The organism is Jeotgalibacillus marinus (assembly GCF_040801915.1).
Lineage (GTDB): Bacteria > Bacillota > Bacilli > Bacillales > Jeotgalibacillaceae > Jeotgalibacillus > Jeotgalibacillus marinus.
This window is the reverse complement of record NZ_JBFMIA010000001.1, coordinates 27,705-50,777: the sequence shown is the minus strand read 5'-3', so window position 1 is coordinate 50,777 and position 23,073 is coordinate 27,705. Positions and strand designations below refer to the sequence as shown.

The 23,073-nt window shown below is 39.0% G+C and carries 26 protein-coding genes; 25 read left to right on the top strand and 1 reads right to left on the bottom strand.

Translation table 11 applies throughout. From position 1 onward, the window contains the following. Positions 1-35 precede the first annotated feature (35 nt). Positions 36-1,013 carry a YpdA family putative bacillithiol disulfide reductase gene (locus tag AB1471_RS00285; RefSeq protein WP_367777516.1) on the top strand — a complete coding sequence of 326 codons (978 nt, stop codon included), beginning with the start codon at positions 36-38 and terminating at the stop codon, positions 1,011-1,013. A 44-nt stretch (positions 1,014-1,057) separates the two neighbouring features. On the opposite strand, the gene AB1471_RS00280 is transcribed toward AB1471_RS00285, so the two are convergent. Beyond that, positions 1,058-2,032: an asparaginase gene (locus AB1471_RS00280; protein WP_367777515.1), complete on the bottom strand. Its 975-nt coding sequence runs from the start codon at positions 2,030-2,032 to the stop codon at positions 1,058-1,060. A gap of 87 nt (positions 2,033-2,119) precedes the next feature. Between AB1471_RS00280 and prsW the strand changes: the two genes are divergently transcribed. The 24 genes from prsW (at position 2,120) to aroH (ending at position 23,046) form a co-directional block, all read left to right on the top strand. Next, positions 2,120-2,797, top strand: coding sequence for a glutamic-type intramembrane protease PrsW (gene prsW / locus AB1471_RS00275; RefSeq protein ID WP_367777514.1), 678 nt, complete (start codon positions 2,120-2,122; stop codon positions 2,795-2,797). A gap of 136 nt (positions 2,798-2,933) precedes the next feature. Then, on the top strand, positions 2,934-3,689 hold the full coding sequence (gene sleB, locus AB1471_RS00270; protein ID WP_367778097.1) for a spore cortex-lytic enzyme: 756 nt from the start codon (positions 2,934-2,936) through the stop codon (positions 3,687-3,689). 16 nt (positions 3,690-3,705) lie between these two features. Then, positions 3,706-5,028, top strand: a complete 1,323-nt coding sequence (gene ypeB / locus AB1471_RS00265) for a germination protein YpeB (RefSeq protein WP_367777513.1) — start codon at positions 3,706-3,708, stop codon at positions 5,026-5,028. A 234-nt stretch (positions 5,029-5,262) separates the two neighbouring features. Beyond that, on the top strand, positions 5,263-5,913 hold the full coding sequence (locus AB1471_RS00260; protein WP_367777512.1) for a flagellar brake protein: 651 nt from the start codon (positions 5,263-5,265) through the stop codon (positions 5,911-5,913). Between the two features lie 156 nt (positions 5,914-6,069). Continuing rightward, positions 6,070-6,744 carry a (d)CMP kinase gene (cmk, locus tag AB1471_RS00255; protein WP_437342317.1) on the top strand — a complete coding sequence of 225 codons (675 nt, stop codon included), beginning with the start codon at positions 6,070-6,072 and terminating at the stop codon, positions 6,742-6,744. Next, positions 6,741-7,322, top strand: coding sequence for a lysophospholipid acyltransferase family protein (locus AB1471_RS00250; RefSeq protein ID WP_367777511.1), 582 nt, complete (start codon positions 6,741-6,743; stop codon positions 7,320-7,322). Before cmk ends, AB1471_RS00250 begins: the two co-directional genes overlap by 4 nt. A gap of 124 nt (positions 7,323-7,446) precedes the next feature. After that, complete coding sequence (gene rpsA, locus AB1471_RS00245; RefSeq protein WP_367777510.1) at positions 7,447-8,589, top strand: 30S ribosomal protein S1; 1,143 nt, start codon at positions 7,447-7,449, stop codon at positions 8,587-8,589. Between the two features lie 602 nt (positions 8,590-9,191). Continuing rightward, entirely contained in the window at positions 9,192-10,502 is a 1,311-nt protein-coding gene (der, locus tag AB1471_RS00240) for a ribosome biogenesis GTPase Der (RefSeq protein WP_367777509.1), read from the top strand. Positions 10,503-10,542: 40 nt separating this feature from the next. Beyond that, positions 10,543-11,592, top strand: a complete 1,050-nt coding sequence (locus AB1471_RS00235; RefSeq protein ID WP_367777508.1) for an NAD(P)H-dependent glycerol-3-phosphate dehydrogenase — start codon at positions 10,543-10,545, stop codon at positions 11,590-11,592. 167 nt (positions 11,593-11,759) lie between these two features. Beyond that, entirely contained in the window at positions 11,760-11,957 is a 198-nt protein-coding gene (locus AB1471_RS00230; protein WP_367777507.1) for a DUF2768 domain-containing protein, read from the top strand. Positions 11,958-11,983: 26 nt separating this feature from the next. Continuing rightward, entirely contained in the window at positions 11,984-12,697 is a 714-nt protein-coding gene (locus tag AB1471_RS00225; protein ID WP_367777506.1) for a YphF family lipoprotein, read from the top strand. Positions 12,698-12,815: 118 nt separating this feature from the next. After that, positions 12,816-14,294: a stage IV sporulation protein A gene (spoIVA, locus tag AB1471_RS00220; RefSeq protein ID WP_367777505.1), complete on the top strand. Its 1,479-nt coding sequence runs from the start codon at positions 12,816-12,818 to the stop codon at positions 14,292-14,294. 90 nt (positions 14,295-14,384) lie between these two features. After that, a complete protein-coding gene (locus tag AB1471_RS00215; RefSeq protein WP_367777504.1) occupies positions 14,385-14,585 on the top strand; it encodes a hypothetical protein in 201 nt (66 codons plus the stop codon). A 5-nt stretch (positions 14,586-14,590) separates the two neighbouring features. Further along, entirely contained in the window at positions 14,591-14,863 is a 273-nt protein-coding gene (locus tag AB1471_RS00210; RefSeq protein WP_367777503.1) for an HU family DNA-binding protein, read from the top strand. A gap of 185 nt (positions 14,864-15,048) precedes the next feature. Next, the gene (folE, locus tag AB1471_RS00205) at positions 15,049-15,669 is read left to right on the top strand and encodes a GTP cyclohydrolase I FolE (RefSeq protein ID WP_367777502.1); all 621 of its coding nucleotides are present in this window, start codon (positions 15,049-15,051) and stop codon (positions 15,667-15,669) included. 31 nt (positions 15,670-15,700) lie between these two features. After that, complete coding sequence (mtrB, locus tag AB1471_RS00200) at positions 15,701-15,925, top strand: trp RNA-binding attenuation protein MtrB (protein WP_367777501.1); 225 nt, start codon at positions 15,701-15,703, stop codon at positions 15,923-15,925. A 394-nt stretch (positions 15,926-16,319) separates the two neighbouring features. Further along, positions 16,320-17,123 (top strand): heptaprenyl diphosphate synthase component 1, encoded by an 804-nt coding sequence (locus AB1471_RS00195; RefSeq protein WP_367777500.1) that lies wholly within the window; start codon positions 16,320-16,322, stop codon positions 17,121-17,123. Between the two features lie 2 nt (positions 17,124-17,125). Further along, the gene (locus AB1471_RS00190) at positions 17,126-17,827 is read left to right on the top strand and encodes a demethylmenaquinone methyltransferase (RefSeq protein ID WP_367777499.1); all 702 of its coding nucleotides are present in this window, start codon (positions 17,126-17,128) and stop codon (positions 17,825-17,827) included. A gap of 35 nt (positions 17,828-17,862) precedes the next feature. After that, positions 17,863-18,825 (top strand): heptaprenyl diphosphate synthase component II, encoded by a 963-nt coding sequence (hepT, locus tag AB1471_RS00185; protein ID WP_367777498.1) that lies wholly within the window; start codon positions 17,863-17,865, stop codon positions 18,823-18,825. 92 nt (positions 18,826-18,917) lie between these two features. After that, positions 18,918-19,364 carry a nucleoside-diphosphate kinase gene (ndk, locus tag AB1471_RS00180; RefSeq protein WP_367777497.1) on the top strand — a complete coding sequence of 149 codons (447 nt, stop codon included), beginning with the start codon at positions 18,918-18,920 and terminating at the stop codon, positions 19,362-19,364. A 125-nt stretch (positions 19,365-19,489) separates the two neighbouring features. Continuing rightward, on the top strand, positions 19,490-20,275 hold the full coding sequence (locus AB1471_RS00175) for a CheR family methyltransferase (RefSeq protein WP_367777496.1): 786 nt from the start codon (positions 19,490-19,492) through the stop codon (positions 20,273-20,275). Between the two features lie 126 nt (positions 20,276-20,401). Further along, entirely contained in the window at positions 20,402-21,574 is a 1,173-nt protein-coding gene (gene aroC, locus AB1471_RS00170) for a chorismate synthase (protein WP_367777495.1), read from the top strand. Further along, positions 21,575-22,657, top strand: a complete 1,083-nt coding sequence (gene aroB, locus AB1471_RS00165) for a 3-dehydroquinate synthase (RefSeq protein ID WP_367777494.1) — start codon at positions 21,575-21,577, stop codon at positions 22,655-22,657. Between the two features lie 11 nt (positions 22,658-22,668). Continuing rightward, positions 22,669-23,046 carry a chorismate mutase gene (gene aroH / locus AB1471_RS00160; protein WP_367777493.1) on the top strand — a complete coding sequence of 126 codons (378 nt, stop codon included), beginning with the start codon at positions 22,669-22,671 and terminating at the stop codon, positions 23,044-23,046. Positions 23,047-23,073: the final 27 nt, after the last annotated feature.

Sequence of the window (23,073 nt, the reverse complement as noted above, 5' to 3'; positions counted from 1 at the left end):
ATAAAAGGATTTTCTTAAAGTGGGAGTGACGAGTCATGGAGCATGAAAAAGTTATCATTGTAGGTGGGGGTCCGTGTGGTCTAGCAACAGCTATTGCGCTAAAAAAACATAACGTTAACCCACTGATTATAGAAAAAGGGAACATTGTTAATGCCATCTATCACTATCCTACTCACCAGACATTTTTTTCATCGAGTGAAAAGCTAGAGATCGGGGATGTTCCATTTATTATCGAACAACATAAGCCGAAAAGGAACCAAGCCCTCGTCTATTATAGAGAAGTAGTGCAAAGAATGGGTTTGCGAATTAACCGTTTTGAAACAGTAAATGAAATTTCGCGATCTCAGGCAGGTCTTTTTCATGTACAGACATCAAAAGGCCTTTATTCAGCCAACCAAATCGTCATCGCGACTGGCTATTATGATCATCCAAATGCATTGAATGTTCCTGGTGAGAAACGCTCGAAAGTTCAGCATTATTTTAAAGAAGCGCACCCTTATTTCGATACAGATGTTGCGGTGATCGGTGGGAAAAATTCAGCTGTGGACGCAGCGATAGAATTGCAAAAAGCAGGTGCAAGAGTAACCGTTTTTTATCGTGGTTCGGAGTATTCTAAAAGCATTAAGCCGTGGATTCTACCCCAATTCGAAGCACTCGTAAAAAATGGTACTGTAGATATTGTGTTTGAATCCGAAGTGACAAGAATAGAAGAAGATAAGATTTATTATTCCTATCAGGGTCAGGAGCATGACCTGAAAAATGACTTTGTTTTTGCCATGATTGGCTACCATCCAGATCATCCATTTCTTAAAAAGATGGGTGTAAGGATTGACGAGGAATCTGGTCGACCGCTTTACAACCCGGAAACAATGGAGACTAACGTAGAAGGTATTTATATCGCAGGTGTCATTGCAGCCGGAAACAATGCCAATGAAATCTTTATTGAAAATGGTCGCTTTCATGGTGAACAAATTGCCCAGTCAATGATAGATAATCGCTCTATTTCTGAGTGATTATCTATTGAAAAGCCCTCACATCAATGTGAGGGCTTTTGAGGTTACTCAAACATATCTGCAATGAAGGTATGGTCTGACGATTGAGCTAAAACAATCATCAATTTAATTCTTGCCTTTTGACCGTTCAGTCCATTTGAAAAAATAACACCGAGTTCTTTTAAATGACGTCCGCCGCCATCATAGCCGTAGACATCTTGTGCAATGCCGTTAAAGCATCTAGATACGAGAACTACGGGGATGTTGTGATTAATGAGGAACTGAATACCTTCAACAGCACCGGGTGGCAAATTACCTTGTCCTAGCGCTTCCACAACAACTCCATTAAAACCCATTTCATATAAACTTGAAAACAACTGCGAATCCATCCCAGCATACGATTTTAAAATCGTCACTTTTTTATTCGCTGCGGTCAATGTATATTTTCGATCTAGCTTTGGTGTGTGATGAAAAATAACCCCGCTCTTTGTTACAGTGCCGATCGGTCCATATTGAGGACTTTGAAAAGTGGATACATTACTTGCGTGTGTTTTTGTAACGTTTATAGCCGTATGAATTTCATCATTTAAAACGACAAGTACACCTTTTCCATATGCTTCGTTGCATGAGGCAACACGTACTGAGCTAATTAAATTGTATAATCCATCTGAACCAATTTCGTTTGATGAACGCATGGCACCTGTCAGTACAATCGGGATAGATAACCGAACAGTTAGGTCAAGAAAATAAGCAGTTTCTTCAAGTGTGTCGGTTCCGTGTGTAATGACAACCCCCTCTATACCAGATTCTAAATAACATTTTTCAATTAACCGTTTAATTGTCAGCATATGATCCGGTGTAATATGTGGAGAAGGAAGTGTAAAAGGTGTTTCAATCAGCAAATCAGCGTAATCACCTACTTGAGTAGATTGTTCTTCCATCGGGTTTTGTTGGCTAGGTAAAACAGCACCACTTTGCTTGTCCTTTGCCATTGAGATGGTTCCACCTGTATGAATTAATAATATTTGTTTTTTTGACATTTCATTCCCTCCATAGCACGTTTTTCTATGTTAAACCGTCCCTATACATGATACGATGAGAAAAACAGATTGAAAAGAGGCACTTTTATGCTTGCGATCATCTCTGCTGCGATTGCCCCAGGCTTAGCTCTTCTTAGTTATTTTTATTTGAGAGATCAGTATGATACTGAGCCTATAAGGTCAGTTCTTCGAGCATTTATTTTAGGATTAGCGATTACCTTTCCAATTATGTTTGTTCAATATGTACTTGAAACAGAACAAATTTTTTCGACAATATTCTTTCGTTCGTTGATTTCATTCGGTCTTTTAGAAGAATTTTTTAAATGGTTTATTCTATACTTTTTTATTTTCCATCTTATTGAATTTGATGATCCGTATGATGGCATTGTATACGGTGCAGCTGTCTCTTTAGGGTTTGCGACATTTGAGAATGTGCTGTTTCTGGCAGTAAATGGATTAGAATCAGCGTTTGGTCGGGCGTTGTTACCTGTATCTAGCCATGCACTGTTTGGAGTTATCATGGGTTTTTATGTGGGAAAAGCGAAATTCTCACTATCAACGAAACGCAAAAGATTATTGGTTCTTTCACTTTTCATTCCGGTAGGATTACACGGTTTATACGATTTTATTCTCATGAGTAGTCGTCATTGGGTATATTATATCATTCCATTTATGCTGTTTTTATGGTGGCTTGGACTATGGAAAGTCAAGAAAGCTCACAGTTTGACGGAATTACATCATAATAAAATTAACATCGGAGGCTAGCAACGTTTCTTTTAAGAAGCATTGCTGGCTTTTTTGTGTGTATGTATAGTCCATTCTAATGACGTTTATACTAACTTCGGATGATTAGTTAATAGAACGGAGGTACAAAAAAGTGAAACGATGTGGATTATTTATTATGGCATTGGTGATGGTACAAGGTTTTTTTTACACGAATGAATCACATGCCTTTAGTGGTCAAGTGATTCAACGTGGAGCTTTTGGTGATGACGTTATGGAACTTCAATCAAGGCTTCAATATATTGGCTATTATGAAGGGCAAATTGATGCTGACTTTGGCTGGGGAACGTATTGGGCGCTTAGAAACTTTCAACAAGACTATGGCTTAGATATTGATGGATTTGCAGGTCAAACAACGCGAGACCAACTTGTAAATGTAACAGACTATGATGAAAGTTATGTGAGGTCAAATATCGAGCAGGGAAATCGGTTTACGCATTACGGGGGGGTTCCCAAAGAGCAACAAGTAGAAAAAGGAAAAGCAGTACCTACCAAAGCACCGAAGTATCCAGCTGGTTATTCTGATAATGATATTCAGCTAATGGCAAACGCTGTGTATGGTGAAGCACGAGGAGAACCTTATGTTGGTCAGGTAGCTGTTGCGGCGGTTATATTAAACCGCATTCAAGCTGAACAATTTCCAAACACAGCTTCAGGTGTTATTTTTGAGCCGTTGGCGTTTACAGCAGTTGCTGACGGGCAAATTTGGTTGGAGCCAAATGAGCAAGCGAGGCGTGCGGTTCTGGATGCAATAAACGGCTGGGATCCTTCAGAGAATGCACTCTATTACTTTAATCCTGATACCGCAACAAGTGGTTGGATATGGGGAAGACCACAAATCAAAAAAATTGGACAACATATATTCGGTCTCTAAAGGAAGGATGTTAATTATGAAGAAAACCCTCATTCTATCTGTGCTATTTATCGCAGTTTTTGCAGCCGTTTCATGGGGAATGTATCAAAAGACTCAAAAAGACGCACTCAGAGTCCATATGGAAAATCAGTACCAACGCGCATTTCACGAGGTTAACTATCAAATGGACCTTTTACATGATGAAATAGGTTCAACACTTGCGATGAATGCAGGAAAAAGTTTAACACCTGCATTAACAGAAGTGTGGCGATTGACCTCGTTAGTCCATTCAGGGATTGGCCAACTTCCACTTGGATTATTGCCTTTTAATGAACTGGAAGGCTTCCTAACAAAAATCGGTGATTTTAGCTATAAAGCAGCTGTCAGAGATTTTGAATCAACACCATTATCAGACGATGAATACGCCAAACTCGAAACTCTCTATTCCCAAGCAGCTGACATACAATACGAGCTAAGAAGTATACAAAATGAAGTTTTAACAGAGCAATTGCGGTGGGCGGACCTGGAAGTACTTCTTGCAACAGCTGATGAAGTTAAAGATAATTCAGTGATTGATGGCTTTAAGGCGGTAGATAAATCTGTTGAAGGATATACGGCCGAGAGTTTTGTTATGACAGAGCAAGAAACAGCTGAACAACGAAGAATACAACTATCACACATTGAAGGTAAAGAAATAACAGATAAAGAAGCAATGACAAAAGTACAAGATTTTACAGGAACCAAAGAAGGTACTGAGATGGAAGTAACAGAAAGCTTAGATGGAGCAGATTATCCTTTCTATTCTGTTTATTGGGAAACTGAAAAAGGTAATCATGCAACAATGGACTTAACGAAAAAAGGTGGGTATCCTCTTTATTATCTTCTAAGTCGTGAAATAGAAAAAGAAACATTAAGTCTTTATGAAGCAGGCGAAAAGGGAGCTGCCTTTTTAAAAGAACAGGGATTTGATGACGTAGTTCTTGAAAACAGTCGACAAGATGATGGGGTTGCTGTGTTGACCTTTATACGACTTATTGAACCACAAAATATCTATGTTAATTCAGATTCGATTCATTTAAAAGTAGCGCTAGATAACGGTGAAGTGATTGGATTCCTGGGAATGGATTATTTGAAAAACGGTGAAGCAAGACAAATAGAAGAACCTGCGATCACAGAATCTGAAGCGCTTGAGCAACTCCATTCTAATTTTAAGGTTCACGAATCAAGACTTGCCATAATCCGAAATGAAATGGGAGACGAAGTACTCAGCCACGAATTCATTGGAACACTTGGGGAAGATACGTTCAGAATCTTCATAAACAGTCAAAATGGGCAAGAAGAGAAAGTTGAAAAATTATAAAGAAAAAAGCGTAAGCAGGCGTTCAGCCTCGATCGGCATAATCTTACCACCGCAGTCGGTTCCCTTATGACCCGAGTGTCTGGATGCTGAAGCTAGACATCGCAAGTAAAGTGGAAGGGGCTTGCTCAGTCCCGGATATAATTCCTATCTTAGCAACAGTTCTTATTGGAAACCCTTACTTTTCATGACATAATAGAGTCAGAATTGAAAGATAACGATAGGGAGTGCTTTTCCATGCTCAAAGTAGGAATGAAGTTAACTCTAGAACCCATGTACACAAATACAGATGATAAATACCGTAGCCGTGTAGTCGAAATTCATGGATCCAAAATCCATATTGATTATCCAATTAACATTGCGACAGATAAAACCGTATTTTTACGTGAAGGAATGCAATTAAAAGCAAGTTTCACCCAAAGTGAAAGAGCAGCGTTTGTATTTGAAACAGAGGTGCAAGACCGTGTGAAAGGGAAAATTCCAATGGTTTCACTTCATTACCCAGGAGATGAGGAATTCCGCCGTATACAACGTCGTCAGTATGTAAGGATTGATATGGCGATCGACGTTGCCATCAGGGGGGATGGCCGTTGGTATCATACAGTTACACACGATCTAAGTGCTGGAGGTCTTGCCTTTATTTTGCACAAGGGTGTTGAATTTCGTAAAGAAGAAGAGCTTGAAATTTTTCTTGTTTTGCCAATGAAAATGGGTGAAAATCAATATATTAAAACAACAAGCCGTTTTGTCCGTATAAAGTCTCACAATAATATTCAAATAGGTACGATAAAGTTTTTAGATTTAACAAGTCTAGAACGTCAACTTCTTATCCGTTTTATATTTGAATGTCAACTTCAGTTGAGACAAAAAGGGCTTACAACTCAATAAAAACCAAATTAGAGCATTTCTCGACATTATCGGGAGGTGCTCTTTGACAGTTCGTCTAAATTTCGACTCTCTTGAAAGAAGAAAAAAACGTCGAATTATGATATAATGACACTGAAAATGCAAGATGAAGGAGAATGACCTGTGGATGAAAAATGGATGACAATGAGGATTGCTTTAGATGGACCAGCAGCTGCTGGCAAAAGTACCGTTGCAAAACAACTAGCCGAACGGTTAGGTTTTGTTTATATCGATACAGGAGCAATGTATCGCACATTAACATACAAAGCGATAAACAAAGGAGTAAATTTGGAAAACGAGCAGGAATTAACACGCTTGTTATTGAATACTATTATAGAGCTGGAAGCAGGGGATCTTGGACAGCGTGTTTTTTTAGATGGAAAAGAAGTTACACAAGAGATACGGTCCATTGAAGTGACCAATATGGTTTCAAAAGTTGCTAAGCACGCTGGTGTAAGAAAAGAAATGGTGAAACGTCAGCAGCAACTCGTTGAAAATGGCGGTATTGTAATGGATGGTCGTGATATTGGAACGCATGTAATACCTGACGCAGAAGTGAAAGTTTTTATGGTTGCAAGTGCTGAAGAACGTGCAAGAAGACGCCATGAAGAACACAAAAAACAAGGAATTGAATCAAATTTGCAACAGCTTCAGCGTGAAATTGAAGAGCGGGATCATCTTGATTCGACAAGAGCTGTATCTCCACTGATAAAAGCGGAAGATGCGATCGAAATGGATACGACGTTGATGAATATTCAAAGTGTTGTTAATGAAATTATCCTGCTGGTTGAAAAGCGTGGAGGGAAATCATGAATTTATATACATTTGCTAGGTCACTAGTTAAAATGGTATTAACACCCATCTACCGCTTTCAAACGATTGGACTTGAACATTTTCCTAAAGAAGGAGGCGTCCTTCTTTGTGCAAATCATATTGCTCTTTTAGACCCTCCAGTTGTAGGTTTAACAGCGCCAAGACCCGTTTCGTTTATGGCGAAAGATGAACTGTTCCAGGCACCAATTTTAAAACAATTGCTTCCAAACATTCGTGCATTCCCTGTAAAGCGTGGGATGAGTGATCGCGAAGCACTAAGACGCGGTCTCGGAATTCTTAAAGAAGGCAATGTTATGGGTTTGTTTCCAGAGGGAACACGCAGTGAAGATGGTGAAATTAAAAAAGGTTTAGCGGGTGCAGGTTTTTTTGCATTACGTTCAAAGGCTGATGTCATTCCATGTGCCATAATTGGTCCATACAAACCTTTTAAACGTTTAAAAGTAGTGTACGGCAAACCCATTCCAATGGATGAATTAAGAGAAAGAAAAGCATCAGCTGAAGAGGCAACGGAATTAATCATGTGCCATATTAAACAGCTTATCGACAATCATCGATAAAAGTTCTCACTTGACAAACTGTTCAGTTTATTAGAAGTTAGTAGTATATTCTGAATTTATAATTAGTGTGATTAAATTCACATTTAATATTATTTCAGTAGTCATGGATTAAGGAGGAGTACATATGACAGAAGACATGAATCACATCGAAGTAAACTCTCTCGAGGTGGGAGACCGCGTGACCGGTACCGTAACGAAAGTGGAAGAAAAGCAGGTTCTTGTTGATGTCAAGGACAGCAAAGTGGATGGCATTATTCCAATTAGCGAGCTGTCGAGTCTCCATGTAGAACAAGCATCTGATGTTGTCAAAGAAGGAGACGAGCTTGATCTTGTTGTCACAAAGGTTGAGGATGAACTTCTCGTCCTATCGAAACGTAAAGTCGAAGCAGAAAAAGCATGGGATGAAATGAGACGACGTTTCCAATCTCAAGAAGTATTCGACGCTGAAGTCAAAGATGTTGTTAAAGGTGGTCTCGTTGTCGATCTTGGCGTACGAGGATTTGTACCTGCATCACTTGTTGAAGATTATTATGTTGAAGACTTTGAAGATTATCGTGGTAAAAGCTTAGCTTTCAGAATCGTTGAATTAGATGAAGAAAAAAACCGTTTAATTCTTTCACACCGAGCGGTTGTGGAAGGTGAGAAAGCTGAAAAGAAAAAAGCTTTGCTCGAAAGCACCCAACCAAATGACGTATTGGATGGAACGGTCCAACGAATTACTGACTTCGGGGCATTTGTTGATATTGGTGGAGTTGATGAGCTCGTACATATATCCCAACTTTCTCATCAACATGTTGAAAAGCCATCCGATGTAGTTGAAGAAGGTCAAAAAGTACAAGTGAAGGTACTTTCTGTCGATCGTGATAATGAACGTATTTCGCTATCAATTAAAGAAACTTTACCTGGACCTTGGACTGATATTGAGGAGAAAGCTCCTAAAGGTAACCTATTAGAAGGGAAGGTTCGACGCCTTGTATCCTATGGTGCATTCGTCGAAGTGTTCCCAGGTGTAGAAGGACTTGTGCACATTTCTCAAATTTCACACCAGCACATCGGAACACCTCATGAAGTGCTAGAAGAGGGGCAAGATGTCAAAGTTAAAGTATTAGATGTAAATATTATCGATCAACGTCTTTCGCTTTCAATCAAAGAGTTAGAAGAATCTAAGGGCGATAGCAGACGTAATCACTCGTATGACATACCTGATGAGTCAAAAGGATTCCAGTTAGGCGAAATGATCGGAGACAAATTAAAAGATCTAAATTAAAGGTGAGAATCAGGGCGAAGATAAAACTTGATCATAGTGATTATTTATTATCTACCGTCACTTCTGGTGAAGAGGGATTTGAAGTTGCTTTGTTATCCGTCAAAACTGACCAAATAGTGCGATTAGTGGTTTCTGACTCTATGCTGACAAAAGGCGAACTTAATTTAAGTTCGCCTTTTGTCAACAATGAAAAACCTGATCAATTTTCAAGAAAAATGAAGTTGCCATGAAAAACGCTAATTACTGCTGGTTAAAGCGGTAATTAGCGTTTTTTGTTTCGGTTTAGAACGGACACGGATAAAAAGCCTGGGAACTTGACTTTAATCTTCGTCCAATTCAGTGTCGAGAGTCTCTAGATGTCATAAACTGAATTAATGATCATCTTGGGTGTACGAGCCACTTGCTCTTTCGTTGTGTTAAGCTCACTGTTCCGTTCTTCCTTGATTGCCGATTGTTTTTCTGTATATTTATTGATACAATTATGCGAGTCGTTTTAGAAAAAGATAGGATCAACTTGCTGTCTTTTTATGGTTGTGTTACGTGGAAACGTACGATTTGATATATACTATAGATAAGTTGGACAGAGAGAAAGGGTGAACGTCATGGCAAAGCCAGTCGTTGCAATAGTTGGACGTCCTAATGTAGGGAAGTCAACTATTTTTAACAGAATTGTTGGAGAAAGAATTTCCATCGTTGAAGATATTCCAGGTATCACTAGAGACCGTATTTATAGCTCTGCAGAGTGGTTAACGCACGATTTTAATATTATAGATACAGGTGGAATTGAAATTGGTGACGAACCATTTCTAGAGCAAATTCGCCAACAAGCTGAGATCGCGATCGATGAAGCAGATGTAATAATCTTTATGACAAATGGTCGTGAAGGCGTTACGTCAGCTGATGAACAAGTTGCGAAAATTTTATTTCGCTCGAGTAAACCGATTGTACTAGCTGTTAATAAAGTGGACAATCCTGATATGAAAAATCAAATTTATGATTTTTATTCTTTAGGTTTTGGGGAACCATATCCAATTTCTGGTTCTCATGGTCTTGGTCTTGGTGAGATGCTTGATGCAGTAACGAAAAGCTTTAAACCCCAAGATGAAGTTAAGTACGGCGATGAAGTAATTAAGTTTTCTTTAATAGGTCGACCAAATGTCGGGAAATCTTCTCTTGTAAATGCACTTCTTGGTGAAGACCGTGTAATTGTAAGTGACATTGCAGGAACGACACGAGACGCAATTGATTCACCTTATAAATACGACAGCCAAGAATATGTGATTATTGATACTGCAGGAATGAGGAAAAAAGGTAAGGTGTATGAAACAACAGAGAAGTATAGTGTGTTGCGTGCGCTTCGAGCGATTGAACGTTCCGACGTTGTTCTTGTTGTCATTGATGCAGAAGAAGGAATAATCGACCAAGATAAAAAAATTGCAGGATACGCTCATGATGCAGGACGAGCGGTGATTATGGTCGTAAATAAATGGGATGCTGTTGATAAAGATGATAAAACAATGGATCGTTTTGAAAAAAAATTACGTGACCATTTTCAATTCTTGGATTATGCACCGGTCGTGTTCTTATCTGCCTTAACAAAAAAACGAATTCATACCTTACTTCCTGTCATCAATATGGCAAGTGAAAACCATTCAATGCGTGTACAATCAAGCGTTTTAAACGAGGTTGTGATGGATGCTGTTGCTATGAACCCAACACCTACAGATCACGGGAAACGATTGAAAATTTTCTATGCTACTCAAGTAGCTGTTAAGCCTCCAACTTTTGTGATTTTTGTAAATGAACCTGAATTGATGCACTTTTCGTACGAACGATTTTTAGAAAATAGAATTCGAGAAGCCTTTGGGTTTGAAGGCACACCAATTCGCTTAATCGCTAGAGCTCGTAAGTAATAGTGATTAACGACCTTCTTTAAACGAAAGGAGTATAACAATGGAGACAAATCAACGTGTAGCTGTAATAGGTGCAGGAAGCTGGGGAACTGCTCTTGCGTTAGTGCTAGGTGATAACGGTCATGATGTGAACTTATGGACTCATAACAAAGACCAAATGGCTTTAATTAACGATACAAACCGTAACGAGAGATATTTACCGGATACAGATCTACCTGCCTCTGTAAAGGCATACTACGAGCTTGAAAAAGCAATTGAAGGAGTTTCGACTATCGTTTTTGCAGTTCCTTCTAAAGCGATTCGTGAAGTAGCACAAAACATCGAAAAGGTTTGTAAAGAGCCGAAGGTTATCGTTCATGTAAGTAAAGGGATTGAGCCAGATTCACATCTGCGAATTTCTGAAATCTTGCAACAAACACTTTCTGAAAAAACAATGAAAAGCATGGTTGTATTGTCAGGTCCAAGTCATGCAGAAGAAGTTGTAAAACGACATCCGACAACTGTGACTGCTGCATCTGATCAACTGAACGCGTCGCAATTTGTTCAAGACTTATTTATGAACCAACACTTTCGGGTGTATACTAATTCTGATGTAATTGGAGTGGAAATCGGTGGAGCGTTAAAAAATATCATCGCACTTGCTGCCGGAATTTCGGACGGTCTTGGTTATGGTGATAATGCAAAAGCTGCGTTAATCACACGGGGTCTTGCAGAAATTGCTCGTTTAGGAACAACGCTAGGAGCTAATCCTTTAACTTTTTCCGGATTAACAGGTGTTGGTGATTTGATTGTTACGTGTACAAGCGTTCACTCTCGAAACTGGCGAGCAGGAAACATGCTTGGTAAAGGGAAGAATCTTGATGAAGTTCTGGAGACGATGGGAATGGTTGTTGAAGGTGTGCGTACCACAAAAGCTGCCTACCAATTAGCTCGAAAACATAAAGTCTCGATGCCGATCGTACAAGCGCTTCATTGTATATTATTTGATGATGTGGATCCAAAAGAAGCAGTTGATCAATTAATGTCACGAATGAAAACGCATGAAATGGAAGGCCTGGTAGATATTTTAGGAGAACAAATAAGAAACTGAGGGCAATTAGCTCTCAGTTTTTTATTTGTCAGGGGCTGAACGAGCAAATTATGAACGTTTTACGAACGATTTTCAAAAAACCTCTTGCGCTGGGTGGCTATGCTATAATTTAAATTAAAAGACTTAATGATAACTAAGATTATTGGTAAGTGGAGGAGCGGTCAAGAATGTCATCTTTAACAAAAATGTGGATCTCGTTTGGATCGATGGGGTTTATGTTTTTTGCAATCATCACGATCTATTTTAGTCGATATAAAATCTCGAATAAATTTATAAAGTTCATTACGGCGTTAATTGCATATGTGTTAATGATTTTAGCTGGTCTAATAATGATCTTTGTCGTTTTTAGCGGACCCACATTATAGAAGCGTTTGACAAGGAGAGTGCCTTCATGAAAAAGTATAGTGCTATACTTGCTATTATCTGCACTGTATTGTTGCTAACAGGATGTATGTACCCAGCTCAACAAAAATCTGAAAATGAACTACCATATGAAGATCAGATCGCAACTGTTCAACAAGCAATTGATCAATTCCAAGAAGAGTCTGGAGGACTGTTGCCAATAAGAACAGTGGAAGAAGATACTCCTATCTATCAAAAATATTTAATTGATTATTCAAAATTAAAGCCGCGATATTTAAAACAACTTCCTGGAAATGCATATGAGAATGGAGGAGTTTTTCAATACACGTTAACCAATGTTGAAGAAGATCCTACAGTTCGGATATTTGATTTGAGAATTGCTGAGACGATCAGAACGCTTAATGTTCGAATTCAAGCAAATCAGGGTGTTCCGTTTAAAGAGGCACTCGGCGACAATGTGTTTACCATCAATTATGAAAAACTCGGTTATAAAGAGGATCCGATGGTACTAAGTCCTTTTACAAATAAGGAATTACCGCTTGTTGCAAGTGGTGATGGAACGATCTACGTAGATTATATTACTGATCTTTACCAAATTGCTCAAGAACAAGAGTTAACACTTGAACAGAGCGATGAAGACATTCGTTCTATCTTACTTAATGGTTCGATGTTTGTACCTGCATACTCTTTTCCTTATGCAGTAAATGAAGAAAATAAAATCATTTATTCTAACCCATCTTAAAACAGTCTTTTTCGTTCATTATGCAAATTGAACGAAAAAGACTGTTTTTTTGTTCTGAAAAATGCATGTCCTCATACACTAATTATGCGAAGAATGTTCGAAAAGAGGGGGCGCTTTAATGGAGAAACAAAATGTGTTTGAACATATAGCTGAACGAACGGGTGGGGATATTTATATTGGTGTAGTGGGAGCAGTGCGCACTGGGAAATCGACTTTCATCAAAAAAATGATGGAGCTCGCAGTCGTCCCTCATATAACGAATGAGGCTGAACGAAGCAGAGCACAGGATGAATTACCTCAAAGCGCTGCAGGACGTACGATTATGACAACCGAACCGAAATTTGTTCCTAATCAGGCAGCTCGAATTCAAGTTGTTGATGGACTTGAAGTAAACATTCGTATGGTTGACTGTGTAGGATACACGATACCTGGAGCACAAGGACATGAAGATGAATATGGCCCTCGCATGGTTCATACACCGTGGTATGAAGAGCCTATTCCGTTTCATGAGGCTGCTGAGGTTGGAACACGGAAAGTAATCCAAGATCATTCAACGATCGGTGTATTGATGACAACTGATGGCACGATTGGAGACATTCCTAGAGAAAGTTACGTTGAAGCTGAAGAACGAATCGTATCCGAACTAAACGAGGTTGGAAAGCCTTTTATCATGGTGATGAATAGTGCAAGGCCACATCAAACTGAAACAGATCAACTACGCAAAGAGCTTCAAGTAAAGTATGATATTCCTGTCATTGCGATGAGTGTTGAAAGCATGAGAGAATCAGATGTCCTTATGATTTTACGTGAGGCTCTCTATGAATTTCCGGTGCTTGAGGTGAATGTGAATTTACCTAGCTGGGTGATGGTGTTGGAGGATAGACATTGGCTAAGAGAGCACTTCCAAGAAGCAGTCACAGAAGTGGTCCATGATATAAAACGATTACGTGATGTGGACCGAGTCGTTCGTCAATTTGAAGAATTTGAGCATGTTCAAGAAGCTAGCTTGGCTGGGATGAACATGGGGCAAGGGGTCGCGAATATTGATTTACGAGCAGGTGATCATTTATTTGAAGAAATTCTACATGAAATGATTGGAGAAAGAGTAGCAACGAAGGATCAGTTCCTCCAACTAATTCAAGATTATTCTCACGCGAAAGAAGAATACGATCAATTTGCAGATGCGCTTACAATGGTTCGTCAAACAGGTTATGGGATTGCCCCGCCTGTGATGTCAGACATGAGTTTAGATGAGCCAGAAATTATTCGACAAGGTCCTCGTTACGGTGTCCGTTTAAAAGCTGTTGCTCCTTCCATTCACATGATTAAAGTAGATGTTGAATCTGAATTTTCACCGATTATCGGGACAGAAAAGCAAAGTGAGGAGCTCGTTGAATATTTAATGCAGGATTTTGAGGACGATCCATTATCTATTTGGAGTTCGGATATTTTTGGTAGAAGCTTAAGTTCACTCGTAAGTGATGGGATTCAAGCTAAACTTTCCATTATGCCAGAGAATGCACGTTATAAATTAAAAGAGACGCTTGAACGTGTGATTAACGAGGGTTCTGGAGGGATGATTGCAATTATCCTTTAAGGAATTGTTAATATTTACATCGTGGTAAAAAACAGTCTATGTAAAAATAGACTGTCTTTTTACGTTTTTTTTTCGGGAAATTAGGGAAACATGAAGAGATTCCCAATAATTATTGAATTATTCTTGCCTAAGTATTTTTTATATGATAATCTTTTAACAGAATTGATCTTGAACATTGATTCTATGGGCTTTACTGTGATTCTTGTTAAAGAAATCACTTCTAATGCTCTAAATTATGTGACTAATGTAATGAAACTTGCCCATGAAACGATTTACTTTGGGAGGAGGTGATTGATGTGAACAAGACAGAACTCATCAACGCAGTAGCAGAGACAGCTGAGCTTTCTAAAAAGGATGCAACAAAAGCTGTTGATACGGTATTTGATACGGTTCAGGGTGCTCTTGCTAAAGGTGACAAAGTCCAACTTATTGGCTTTGGTAACTTTGAAGTACGTGAGCGTGCAGCTCGTAAAGGTCGCAATCCTCAAACAGGTCAAGAAATCGAGATTGCAGCGAGCAAGGTTCCTGCGTTCAAACCAGGTAAAGCGCTTAAGGATGCTGTGAAATAAATACATACCTTTAGCGTTAGATGAAAAGACCGCACATGCGTGCGGTCTTTTTATGTGGAAAAACGGAACTACCAAACACATCTTTCCGTGTTCTCTAAACGCTATGCTTTGCGAAGGCATTATCCGTATGCTAATATGAAGAGAATTCAATTAGAATTGATAAGCAAGCCTAGGAGGACCTGCACATGGATCAAACAAAACGTAAAGACATAGATTACACAAATGATCAAACTACTAAAAACAAAGTAAATCGTCCACAAATAGAACAAGCTATTCGTCTTCTTTTAGAGGCGGTAGGAGAAGACCCAACTCGTGAAGGACTACTTGACACGCCTAAGCGTGTAGCAAAAATGTATGAAGAGATGTTTGAGGGACTTCACATAAATCCTAAAGAATATTTTAAAACCATTTTTAATGAAGACCATGAAGAACTTGTTTTTGTAAAAGATATCTCATTCTATTCAATGTGTGAACATCATCTAGTTCCTTTTTACGGAAAGGCACACGTTGCCTATCTACCGAAAGATGGAAAAGTGACAGGGTTAAGTAAGTTGGCACGAGCAGTTGAAGCGACAGCTCGCAGACCGCAGCTACAAGAGCGTATAACGTCAACGGTTGTGGATGCGATCATGGACATGCTTGCTCCCCATGGCGCGATGGTTATTGTTGAAGCTGAACATATGTGCATGACAATGCGTGGAGTGAGGAAACCTGGTGCAATGACAATGACTACTGCTGCTAGAGGTGTATTTGAAACGGATTCTGTCCGACGTAACGAAGTTCTGACATTGATGAAAACAACCTAGTTAGTAGCCTATTTAAGAAGGGATCGATTCGATGTCAACGAATAAAGATTTTATTAGCATTAAAGCACTTGAAGATGGGGTCAACGTAATCGGGTTAACTAGAGGATCAAATACTAAGTTTCATCATTCAGAAAAACTTGATAAAGGTGAAGTCATGATTGCTCAGTTTACGGATCACACATCTGCGGTTAAGATTCGAGGCAAGGCATCGATCTTGACTAGCAATGGTGAAATTGAAAGCGACTCAAAAAAATAATTTTACTGTGTTAAAATCATTGGACTTGAGAGTACGTAAACCGGTCGGCAAGAAAGAGGTTACAGCTATCTCTCTCTTGCTGATTTTTTTGGCTAAACGCTCTCTTAGCCCACAAGACTGTCTTCTATGACCTCGAGAAGCTAGAAGCGGAAGGCGACGAGGAGCGTGTAATTTATATCGCTACCACCGAACAGGTAATTTCCATAGCAGTAAAGTATAGTCCAATAGCAACAGACTGGGCTATGTGTTATAATCAAACGTGCGAAACGATTGAATACATATTAATGAGGCTCACTCGAGTAAAAACTTAAGTGCATACTAAAACTTTTAAAAAAGAGTAACTGAGCTATTATTTAGCAGTTTTAAAGTGTACGTCGGAAATGGGGAGAAAGCGATGAAGATAAATGACAATAATCGTTGGATAGAAGATACCCTTCAGCATATAAAAGATCAAATTCATCATAGTTATCTTCATCAATCCATTGGAGCACCGATTATCGATGAAGATCGTCTTTCTTTGCTCATTTTTCCTTTCCAAATAAACGGGAGCTATACAGAACTTGATCGCTCATACGTTACTTCTGCTACTTTAATTCAAACGGCACTCGATACTCATGAACTAGTGTCAAAAGAACAAAAGGATCTTTTACGAGTAAGACAACTTACTGTTCTTGCAGGGGATTACTACAGTGGTTTGTATTATCGTATTCTTGCGAAAATTCCCGACGTAGCATTAATCAGGTGTATTGCACATGCGATTCAAGAAATTAACGAACACAAAATCGAACTTACATTACGCTCTTTTTCATCTAAGGAAGATTTTATTTATAGTTTAATGAAAATTGAAAGTGCCATAATTACACAATTATTCAAGCATCAAGGGTTCAAGCAATTTATTACGCTTGCAGAAGATGTTTTAGTTCTCAATCGATTAGTTAGAGAAAAAGAGTGTTACTTAAAAAATGAACCAGCCATATTGTTTGCTTTTTTAAACAATGAACTTCCATTAAACGCGTCTTCACAAGTAAGAGAGCAACAGCTCTGGAGATCGTATCAAGGACTTGTTGACCAAAAGAAGGAGCAGATTGTTCATAAGTTGTCAAAGTTATCGATTCCTCTTGAAACACTTAGTGGATCCATATCTTCTGTCTTACAGTCATCTTCTGAGCGTCCTAAAATTTATGCAGAGGAAGGGTAGCAATGCAACCGTCAAAAGAACAGCGTGTTCATCATGTTTTCGAAAAAATACACGGTCAATATGACAAGATGAATTCTGTAATAAGTTTCCAGCAACATGTAAAGTGGAGAAAAGAAATAATGAAAAAAATGAATGTACAAAAAGGGTCGAAAGCATTAGATGTCTGCTGTGGAACGGCAGATTGGACGATTGCTCTTGCTCATGCCACTGGTCCAGATGGGCAAGTAATCGGGCTTGACTTCAGTAAAAATATGCTGAAAGTGGGGCAGGACAAAGTTCAGTCCTATCCTCAAATCTCTTTAGTGCATGGCAATGCAATGGAACTTCCCTACGAAGATAATAGTTTTGATTATGTAACCATTGGTTTTGGACTCCGAAACGTTCCAGATTACCTACAAGTGTTAAAGGAAATGAACCGAGTATTGAAACCTGGAGGAATGGCAGTTTGTCTAGAAACCTCCCAACCAACGATGCCAATTTTCAGACAAGGATTTTATGTTTATTTTAAATATGTTATGCCTTTGTTTGGTAAGCTTTTTGCTAAAAGCTTTAAAGAATATTCTTGGTTACAAGAGTCTGCAAAAGATTTTCCTGGCATGAAAGAGCTTGCGCATTTATTTAACCAGGCGGGATTTGGTTCCGTAGAATATAAACCATTTAGTGGTGGTGTTGCAGCCATGCACATCGGTTATAAAAGGGCATAATCGAGATAAAAAATGGGTAGCTAGGTGGAAATGGAATGAAACTCAAAATGCTTTATTCTTTTTTAAAAACGGATATCGAAGAAATTGAAAAGGAATTGAACCTTGCGATCGATTCCGACACAACCTTATTAAAAGAGGCATCCCTTCATTTGTTGCAAGCCGGTGGTAAGCGTATTCGACCTGTATTTGTATTATTAGCAGCAAAAACAGGTGAGTATGATATCCATGTTATTAAAAATGTTGGGGTTGCTCTTGAGCTGATTCATATGGCTTCACTAGTGCATGATGATGTGATTGACAATGCAGAATTACGACGAGGAAGAACAACAATTAAAGCAGAGTGGGATAACCAGGTGGCGATGTATACAGGGGATTATATGTTTGCTCGTGCGCTGGATTACATGACGATTATTGAGCAACCTATTGCTCATAAAATTTTATCCAATTCAATCGTTGAACTTTGTATAGGCGAAATTGCTCAGATACAAGATAAATACCGTTTTGATCAGACGTTACGAGATTACTTACGACGTATTCGACGTAAGACTGCTTTGCTGATTGCAGTAAGCTGTCAATTAGGTGCTGTAGCTGGTAAAGTAAGTCCAGACATTCATGAGCGACTGTATCGATTTGGCTATTACGTTGGAATGGCTTATCAAATAACAGATGACATTCTAGACTTCACTTCCACTGAAGATAAGCTTGGAAAACCAGCTGGGGGAGATCTTCTTCAAGGCAATGTAACGTTGCCTGTTTTATACGCGCTTAAAGAGCCTGATCTGGCGGATCGTATAAAACATGTACATGAGGATATGCCCACGAATGATATGGCTATGCTGATTACGGATATTCTACAAACAAATGCAATTAAAAAATCCTCTGAGCTCAGTCAGCGATATTTAAAAAAGGCTTTACATGAGTTGGATGGACTACCTCCTTCACGCGCGAAAAAATCGCTCCGTGACATTGCTCTTTTCATTGGGAAAAGAAAGTATTAAATCAGAATGAAAACGTTGCCAAAGTGTTCGATGAGTGTTAACCTTTTATAGGGTCGCATCAGACTCATCATACATAATTGGAGGGATTGGCATTGGAAAAAACATTTTTAATGGTTAAACCTGATGGTGTGCAACGTGGTCTTATCGGAGACGTTGTCAATCGTTTTGAAAAAAAAGGATTTAAATTAGTTGCAGCTAAGCTTATGGTTATTTCTGAAGACCTTGCAAAAGAACATTATGGTGAGCACGCAGAGCGTCCATTTTTTGGAGAACTTGTTGATTTTATTACATCTGGCCCTGTTTTCGCAATGATCTGGGAAGGTGAAGATGTTGTAAAAACTGCTCGTCACATGATGGGAGCCACAAAACCAAGCGAAGCAGCACTTGGAACAATTCGTGGTGACCTTGGACTTATCGTTGGGAAAAATATTATTCACGGCTCTGATTCTCTTGAAAGTGCTGAGCGCGAAATGAAATTATTCTTCGGCGACGATACAGTCATTTCATATGACAAGCCAGTTGAACAGTGGATCTACTAAAAAGCGCCTTTAAGGTGCTTTTTTTTTATAGTTTGATATAATACTCAAAAATCGATGGAATCAGGTACTAGAATTTTCTATACTGTATATATAAGTTGTTTCTACATAGGCAGGGGATTAAAGCAATGTCAAATGATTATTATAAATTTATCCATTTTATAAATCGCAAAACGGGTATTGATTTGTCGTTGTATAAAGAAGCACAAATGAAAAGACGGCTCACATCATTATACGAAAAAAAAGGATTTACATCATTTATGGAATTTTTTGAATCACTGAGTAAAAATGAAGCACTGCTTGAAGAATTTTTAGATAGAATGACGATTAACGTCTCGGAGTTTTATCGAAATGAAAAACGCTGGGAAGTTCTTCAGCACAAAATTCTTCCAGTGCTCCTGAAAGAAAATAAAAAATTAAAAGTTTGGAGCGCAGCATGTTCAACTGGTGAAGAGCCATATTCACTGGCTATGGTTCTTTCCCAACTTGTTCGGTCATCTCAAGTTTCGATTCTTGCAACCGATATAGATCAAAATGCAATTGATAAAGCAAAAATTGGTTTGTACGGAGAACGTGCACTTGCCGAAATCCCTCCTGTAGTGCGCAGGGAATTTTTTACTGACCAAGGTGTTTTTTATAAGGTGTCAGACGAGATCAAGCGATTGGTGGATTTTCGACAGCAGAATTTGTTAAATGATCTTTTCGACAAACAATTTGACTTAATCGTATGCCGAAATGTCATGATTTATTTTACTGAAGAAGCAAAAGATAAACTTTATCGAAAATTTAGCGAGTCGTTAAGACATGGTGGAATCTTATTTGTTGGCAGTACTGAGCACATATTTAATCCATCTAAGTATGAACTTGAATCGGTGGATACGTTTTTTTATCGAAAACTAAGTAGTAGTTCTTAAAAGATAGGCTAACCGTTCCTGTCTTTTATTTTAAGCTAGAAAAGTAAAAAAATTGACTACATTAAGGTTAAAAAGTGTGTTATAGTGTATCCAAATTACTTTAGCGAGTTGAAGGGAGAAAGTGTTATGAGATATTTAACTGCAGGAGAATCACATGGACCTCAATTAACAACGATTATTGAGGGATTACCAGCTGGCTTATCACTTGCCTCTGAGGATATAAATAAGCATCTGGCACGTAGGCAAAAAGGCTACGGTCGGGGAAGAAGAATGCAAATCGAAAAAGACCAAGCGCAGATTCTAAGTGGTGTTCGCCATGGCAGAACGTTAGGCTCGCCGATCGCGCTTGTTGTTGAAAATAAGGATTGGACACACTGGACAAAAATAATGGGTGCCGAAGCGCTTGATGATGAAGCAGCAGATGAAGTAAAAAGAAAAGTATCAAGACCTCGTCCAGGGCACGCAGATCTTAATGGTGGCATTAAATATGGGCATCGTGATATGCGAAATGTATTAGAACGTTCATCCGCTCGTGAAACAACCGTGCGTGTAGCAGCAGGAGGAGTTGCGCAAAAATTATTATCAGACCTCGGCATAACCATCACTTGCCATGTAAAAGAAATTGGTGGCGTTGTGGCCAACACTGACGGAATTACAACGGTTGAAGAGATAAAATCACGTTCAGAACAAAGTGAAGTGAGATGCGTTGATGCTGAAGGATCAGAGAAAATGAAGGAAGCCATTGATCAAGCAAAGAAAAATGGAGATTCAATCGGTGGTGTTGTAGAAGTTGTTGTTGAAGGTATGCCAGCTGGTGTAGGAAGCTATGTTCATTATGATCGCAAGCTAGACGCGAAGATCGCTGGTGCTATAATGAGTATCAATGCGTTTAAAGGTGTTGAGTTCGGATTAGGATTTGAAATGGCTAAACGATATGGAAGTCAGGTCCACGATGAAATCGCATGGTCTGAAGAAAATGGCTACACACGAAAAACAAATCGTTTAGGTGGCTTTGAAGGTGGCATGACCACTGGAATGCCTATTGTTGTACGTGGTGTAATGAAACCGATTCCTACATTGTATAAGCCATTAGAAAGTGTTGATATTGAAACGAAAGAACCATTTACTGCGAGCATCGAACGATCAGATAGCTGTGCTGTGCCAGCAGCAGCTGTTGTTGCCGAAGCAGCAGTAGCATGGGAAATTGCTACTGCAGTATTGGACCAATTCGAGAGTGATCGAATGGATCATTTGCAAGAATCCATCAATCACTACCGAGCATACACAAAGGAATTTTAAATGGAAACAGTTCAAGTCAAGACTAAAGACGTCACCTATGAAGTCGTCCTTGGAGAGGGAGCGATTGGCACACTTCCTCAAGTTGTCGATGCATTAAGTCCATCTGTAACGTCCGTTTTTTATCTTATTGATGAAACGGTGTATGAAAAGTTTGAATCGATAATAAAAGCTTTTGCACCGAAGCATAAGCGCATTTTTTGGCATGTACTGCCTGCAGGTGAAAAAGTAAAAACATTCGAGGTTTATCAAGAAGTTTTGGGGGCTGCACTTAATGCTGGCCTAGATCGACAATCGCTTATTATTGCTTGTGGTGGCGGTGCGACAGGAGACCTCGCTGGGTTTGTTGCTGCAACCTATATGAGAGGCATACGTTTCATCCAACTCCCTACGACCATTTTAGCGCACGATAGCGCTGTTGGTGGCAAGGTAGCAATTAATCATCCATTAGGTAAAAATATGGTTGGAAGCTTTCACCAACCAACTGCAGTCATTTATGATATTGATTTTTTAAAAACCCTTCCTGCATGCGAAATTCGATCAGGCTTCACAGAAGTAATCAAACATGCAATGATTGCAGATGATTCATTTCTAGTGGAACTTATGCAATCGATCAATACTCTTGAAGAGATTGATCCAACTTACTTATCTCGTTGTCTCAAAAGGGGAATTGAAATTAAAGCTTCGATTGTTGAGCAAGATGAGAGAGAGCTTGGTATACGAGCTTACTTGAATTTTGGACATACATATGGTCATGCCATTGAAGCCTGGGCTGGATATGGAAAATGGTCCCATGGTGAAGCGGTTATGGTAGGAATTATATACGCCCTTCTCATAAGCAAAGAATTGAACAATATACCTTTTAATATTCACTCATTTATCAACTGGGTCAAAAAATTAGGCTATGAGGTGAGCCCTCCAGATGATGCATCATTTGATGAGCTTGCTACGCTCATGTTAAAAGATAAAAAGACGATTGCACAAGAAATTCGATTGGTTATTTTAAAGTCAATTGGTATTCCATCTCTACAGAAAGTTACCATTGAACAACTGAAAGAAATCGATCATATCATACGAAAAATGTAAGGAGAGATACAATGATTCGAGGGATACGAGGGGCAACGACAGTAACTACGGATAAAGAAGAGTTGATTCTTTCTGCCACAGAAAGTCTTTTACAGCAATTGATAAAAGAAAATGATGTTAAACCAGAAGCAGTCATTTCTCTTTTTATTTCAGTTACGCACGATTTAACATCAACCTTTCCGGCAAAAGCAATCAGACGTTTTGACGGTTGGAAATACGTTCCTGTCATGTGTATGCAAGAAATTCCAGTTGAGGGTGGTCTTCCACTTTGTATTCGCTTAATGCTCCATGTCAACACGTCAACCGAGCAAAAAGACATTCATCACGTTTACCAAAAAGAGGCCGTTCGTTTGAGACCAGACTTGGTGAGTGAGAATACGATAAAATAACTAATTTAAAGAGACGGATAGGATGAT

Coding starts and splice junctions, on each gene's coding strand:
- AB1471_RS00285 (WP_367777516.1), top strand. CDS start 36: ATGGAGCATGAAAAAGTTATCATTGTAGGTGGGGGTCCGTGTGGTCTA.
- AB1471_RS00280 (WP_367777515.1), bottom strand. CDS start 2,032: ATGTCAAAAAAACAAATATTATTAATTCATACAGGTGGAACCATCTCA.
- prsW (WP_367777514.1), top strand. CDS start 2,120: ATGCTTGCGATCATCTCTGCTGCGATTGCCCCAGGCTTAGCTCTTCTT.
- sleB (WP_367778097.1), top strand. CDS start 2,934: ATGGCATTGGTGATGGTACAAGGTTTTTTTTACACGAATGAATCACAT.
- ypeB (WP_367777513.1), top strand. CDS start 3,706: ATGAAGAAAACCCTCATTCTATCTGTGCTATTTATCGCAGTTTTTGCA.
- AB1471_RS00260 (WP_367777512.1), top strand. CDS start 5,263: ATGCTCAAAGTAGGAATGAAGTTAACTCTAGAACCCATGTACACAAAT.
- cmk (WP_437342317.1), top strand. CDS start 6,070: ATGACAATGAGGATTGCTTTAGATGGACCAGCAGCTGCTGGCAAAAGT.
- AB1471_RS00250 (WP_367777511.1), top strand. CDS start 6,741: ATGAATTTATATACATTTGCTAGGTCACTAGTTAAAATGGTATTAACA.
- rpsA (WP_367777510.1), top strand. CDS start 7,447: ATGACAGAAGACATGAATCACATCGAAGTAAACTCTCTCGAGGTGGGA.
- der (WP_367777509.1), top strand. CDS start 9,192: ATGGCAAAGCCAGTCGTTGCAATAGTTGGACGTCCTAATGTAGGGAAG.
- AB1471_RS00235 (WP_367777508.1), top strand. CDS start 10,543: ATGGAGACAAATCAACGTGTAGCTGTAATAGGTGCAGGAAGCTGGGGA.
- AB1471_RS00230 (WP_367777507.1), top strand. CDS start 11,760: ATGTCATCTTTAACAAAAATGTGGATCTCGTTTGGATCGATGGGGTTT.
- AB1471_RS00225 (WP_367777506.1), top strand. CDS start 11,984: ATGAAAAAGTATAGTGCTATACTTGCTATTATCTGCACTGTATTGTTG.
- spoIVA (WP_367777505.1), top strand. CDS start 12,816: ATGGAGAAACAAAATGTGTTTGAACATATAGCTGAACGAACGGGTGGG.
- AB1471_RS00215 (WP_367777504.1), top strand. CDS start 14,385: ATGAAGAGATTCCCAATAATTATTGAATTATTCTTGCCTAAGTATTTT.
- folE (WP_367777502.1), top strand. CDS start 15,049: ATGGATCAAACAAAACGTAAAGACATAGATTACACAAATGATCAAACT.
- mtrB (WP_367777501.1), top strand. CDS start 15,701: ATGTCAACGAATAAAGATTTTATTAGCATTAAAGCACTTGAAGATGGG.
- AB1471_RS00195 (WP_367777500.1), top strand. CDS start 16,320: ATGAAGATAAATGACAATAATCGTTGGATAGAAGATACCCTTCAGCAT.
- AB1471_RS00190 (WP_367777499.1), top strand. CDS start 17,126: ATGCAACCGTCAAAAGAACAGCGTGTTCATCATGTTTTCGAAAAAATA.
- hepT (WP_367777498.1), top strand. CDS start 17,863: ATGAAACTCAAAATGCTTTATTCTTTTTTAAAAACGGATATCGAAGAA.
- AB1471_RS00175 (WP_367777496.1), top strand. CDS start 19,490: ATGTCAAATGATTATTATAAATTTATCCATTTTATAAATCGCAAAACG.
- aroC (WP_367777495.1), top strand. CDS start 20,402: ATGAGATATTTAACTGCAGGAGAATCACATGGACCTCAATTAACAACG.
- aroB (WP_367777494.1), top strand. CDS start 21,575: ATGGAAACAGTTCAAGTCAAGACTAAAGACGTCACCTATGAAGTCGTC.
- aroH (WP_367777493.1), top strand. CDS start 22,669: ATGATTCGAGGGATACGAGGGGCAACGACAGTAACTACGGATAAAGAA.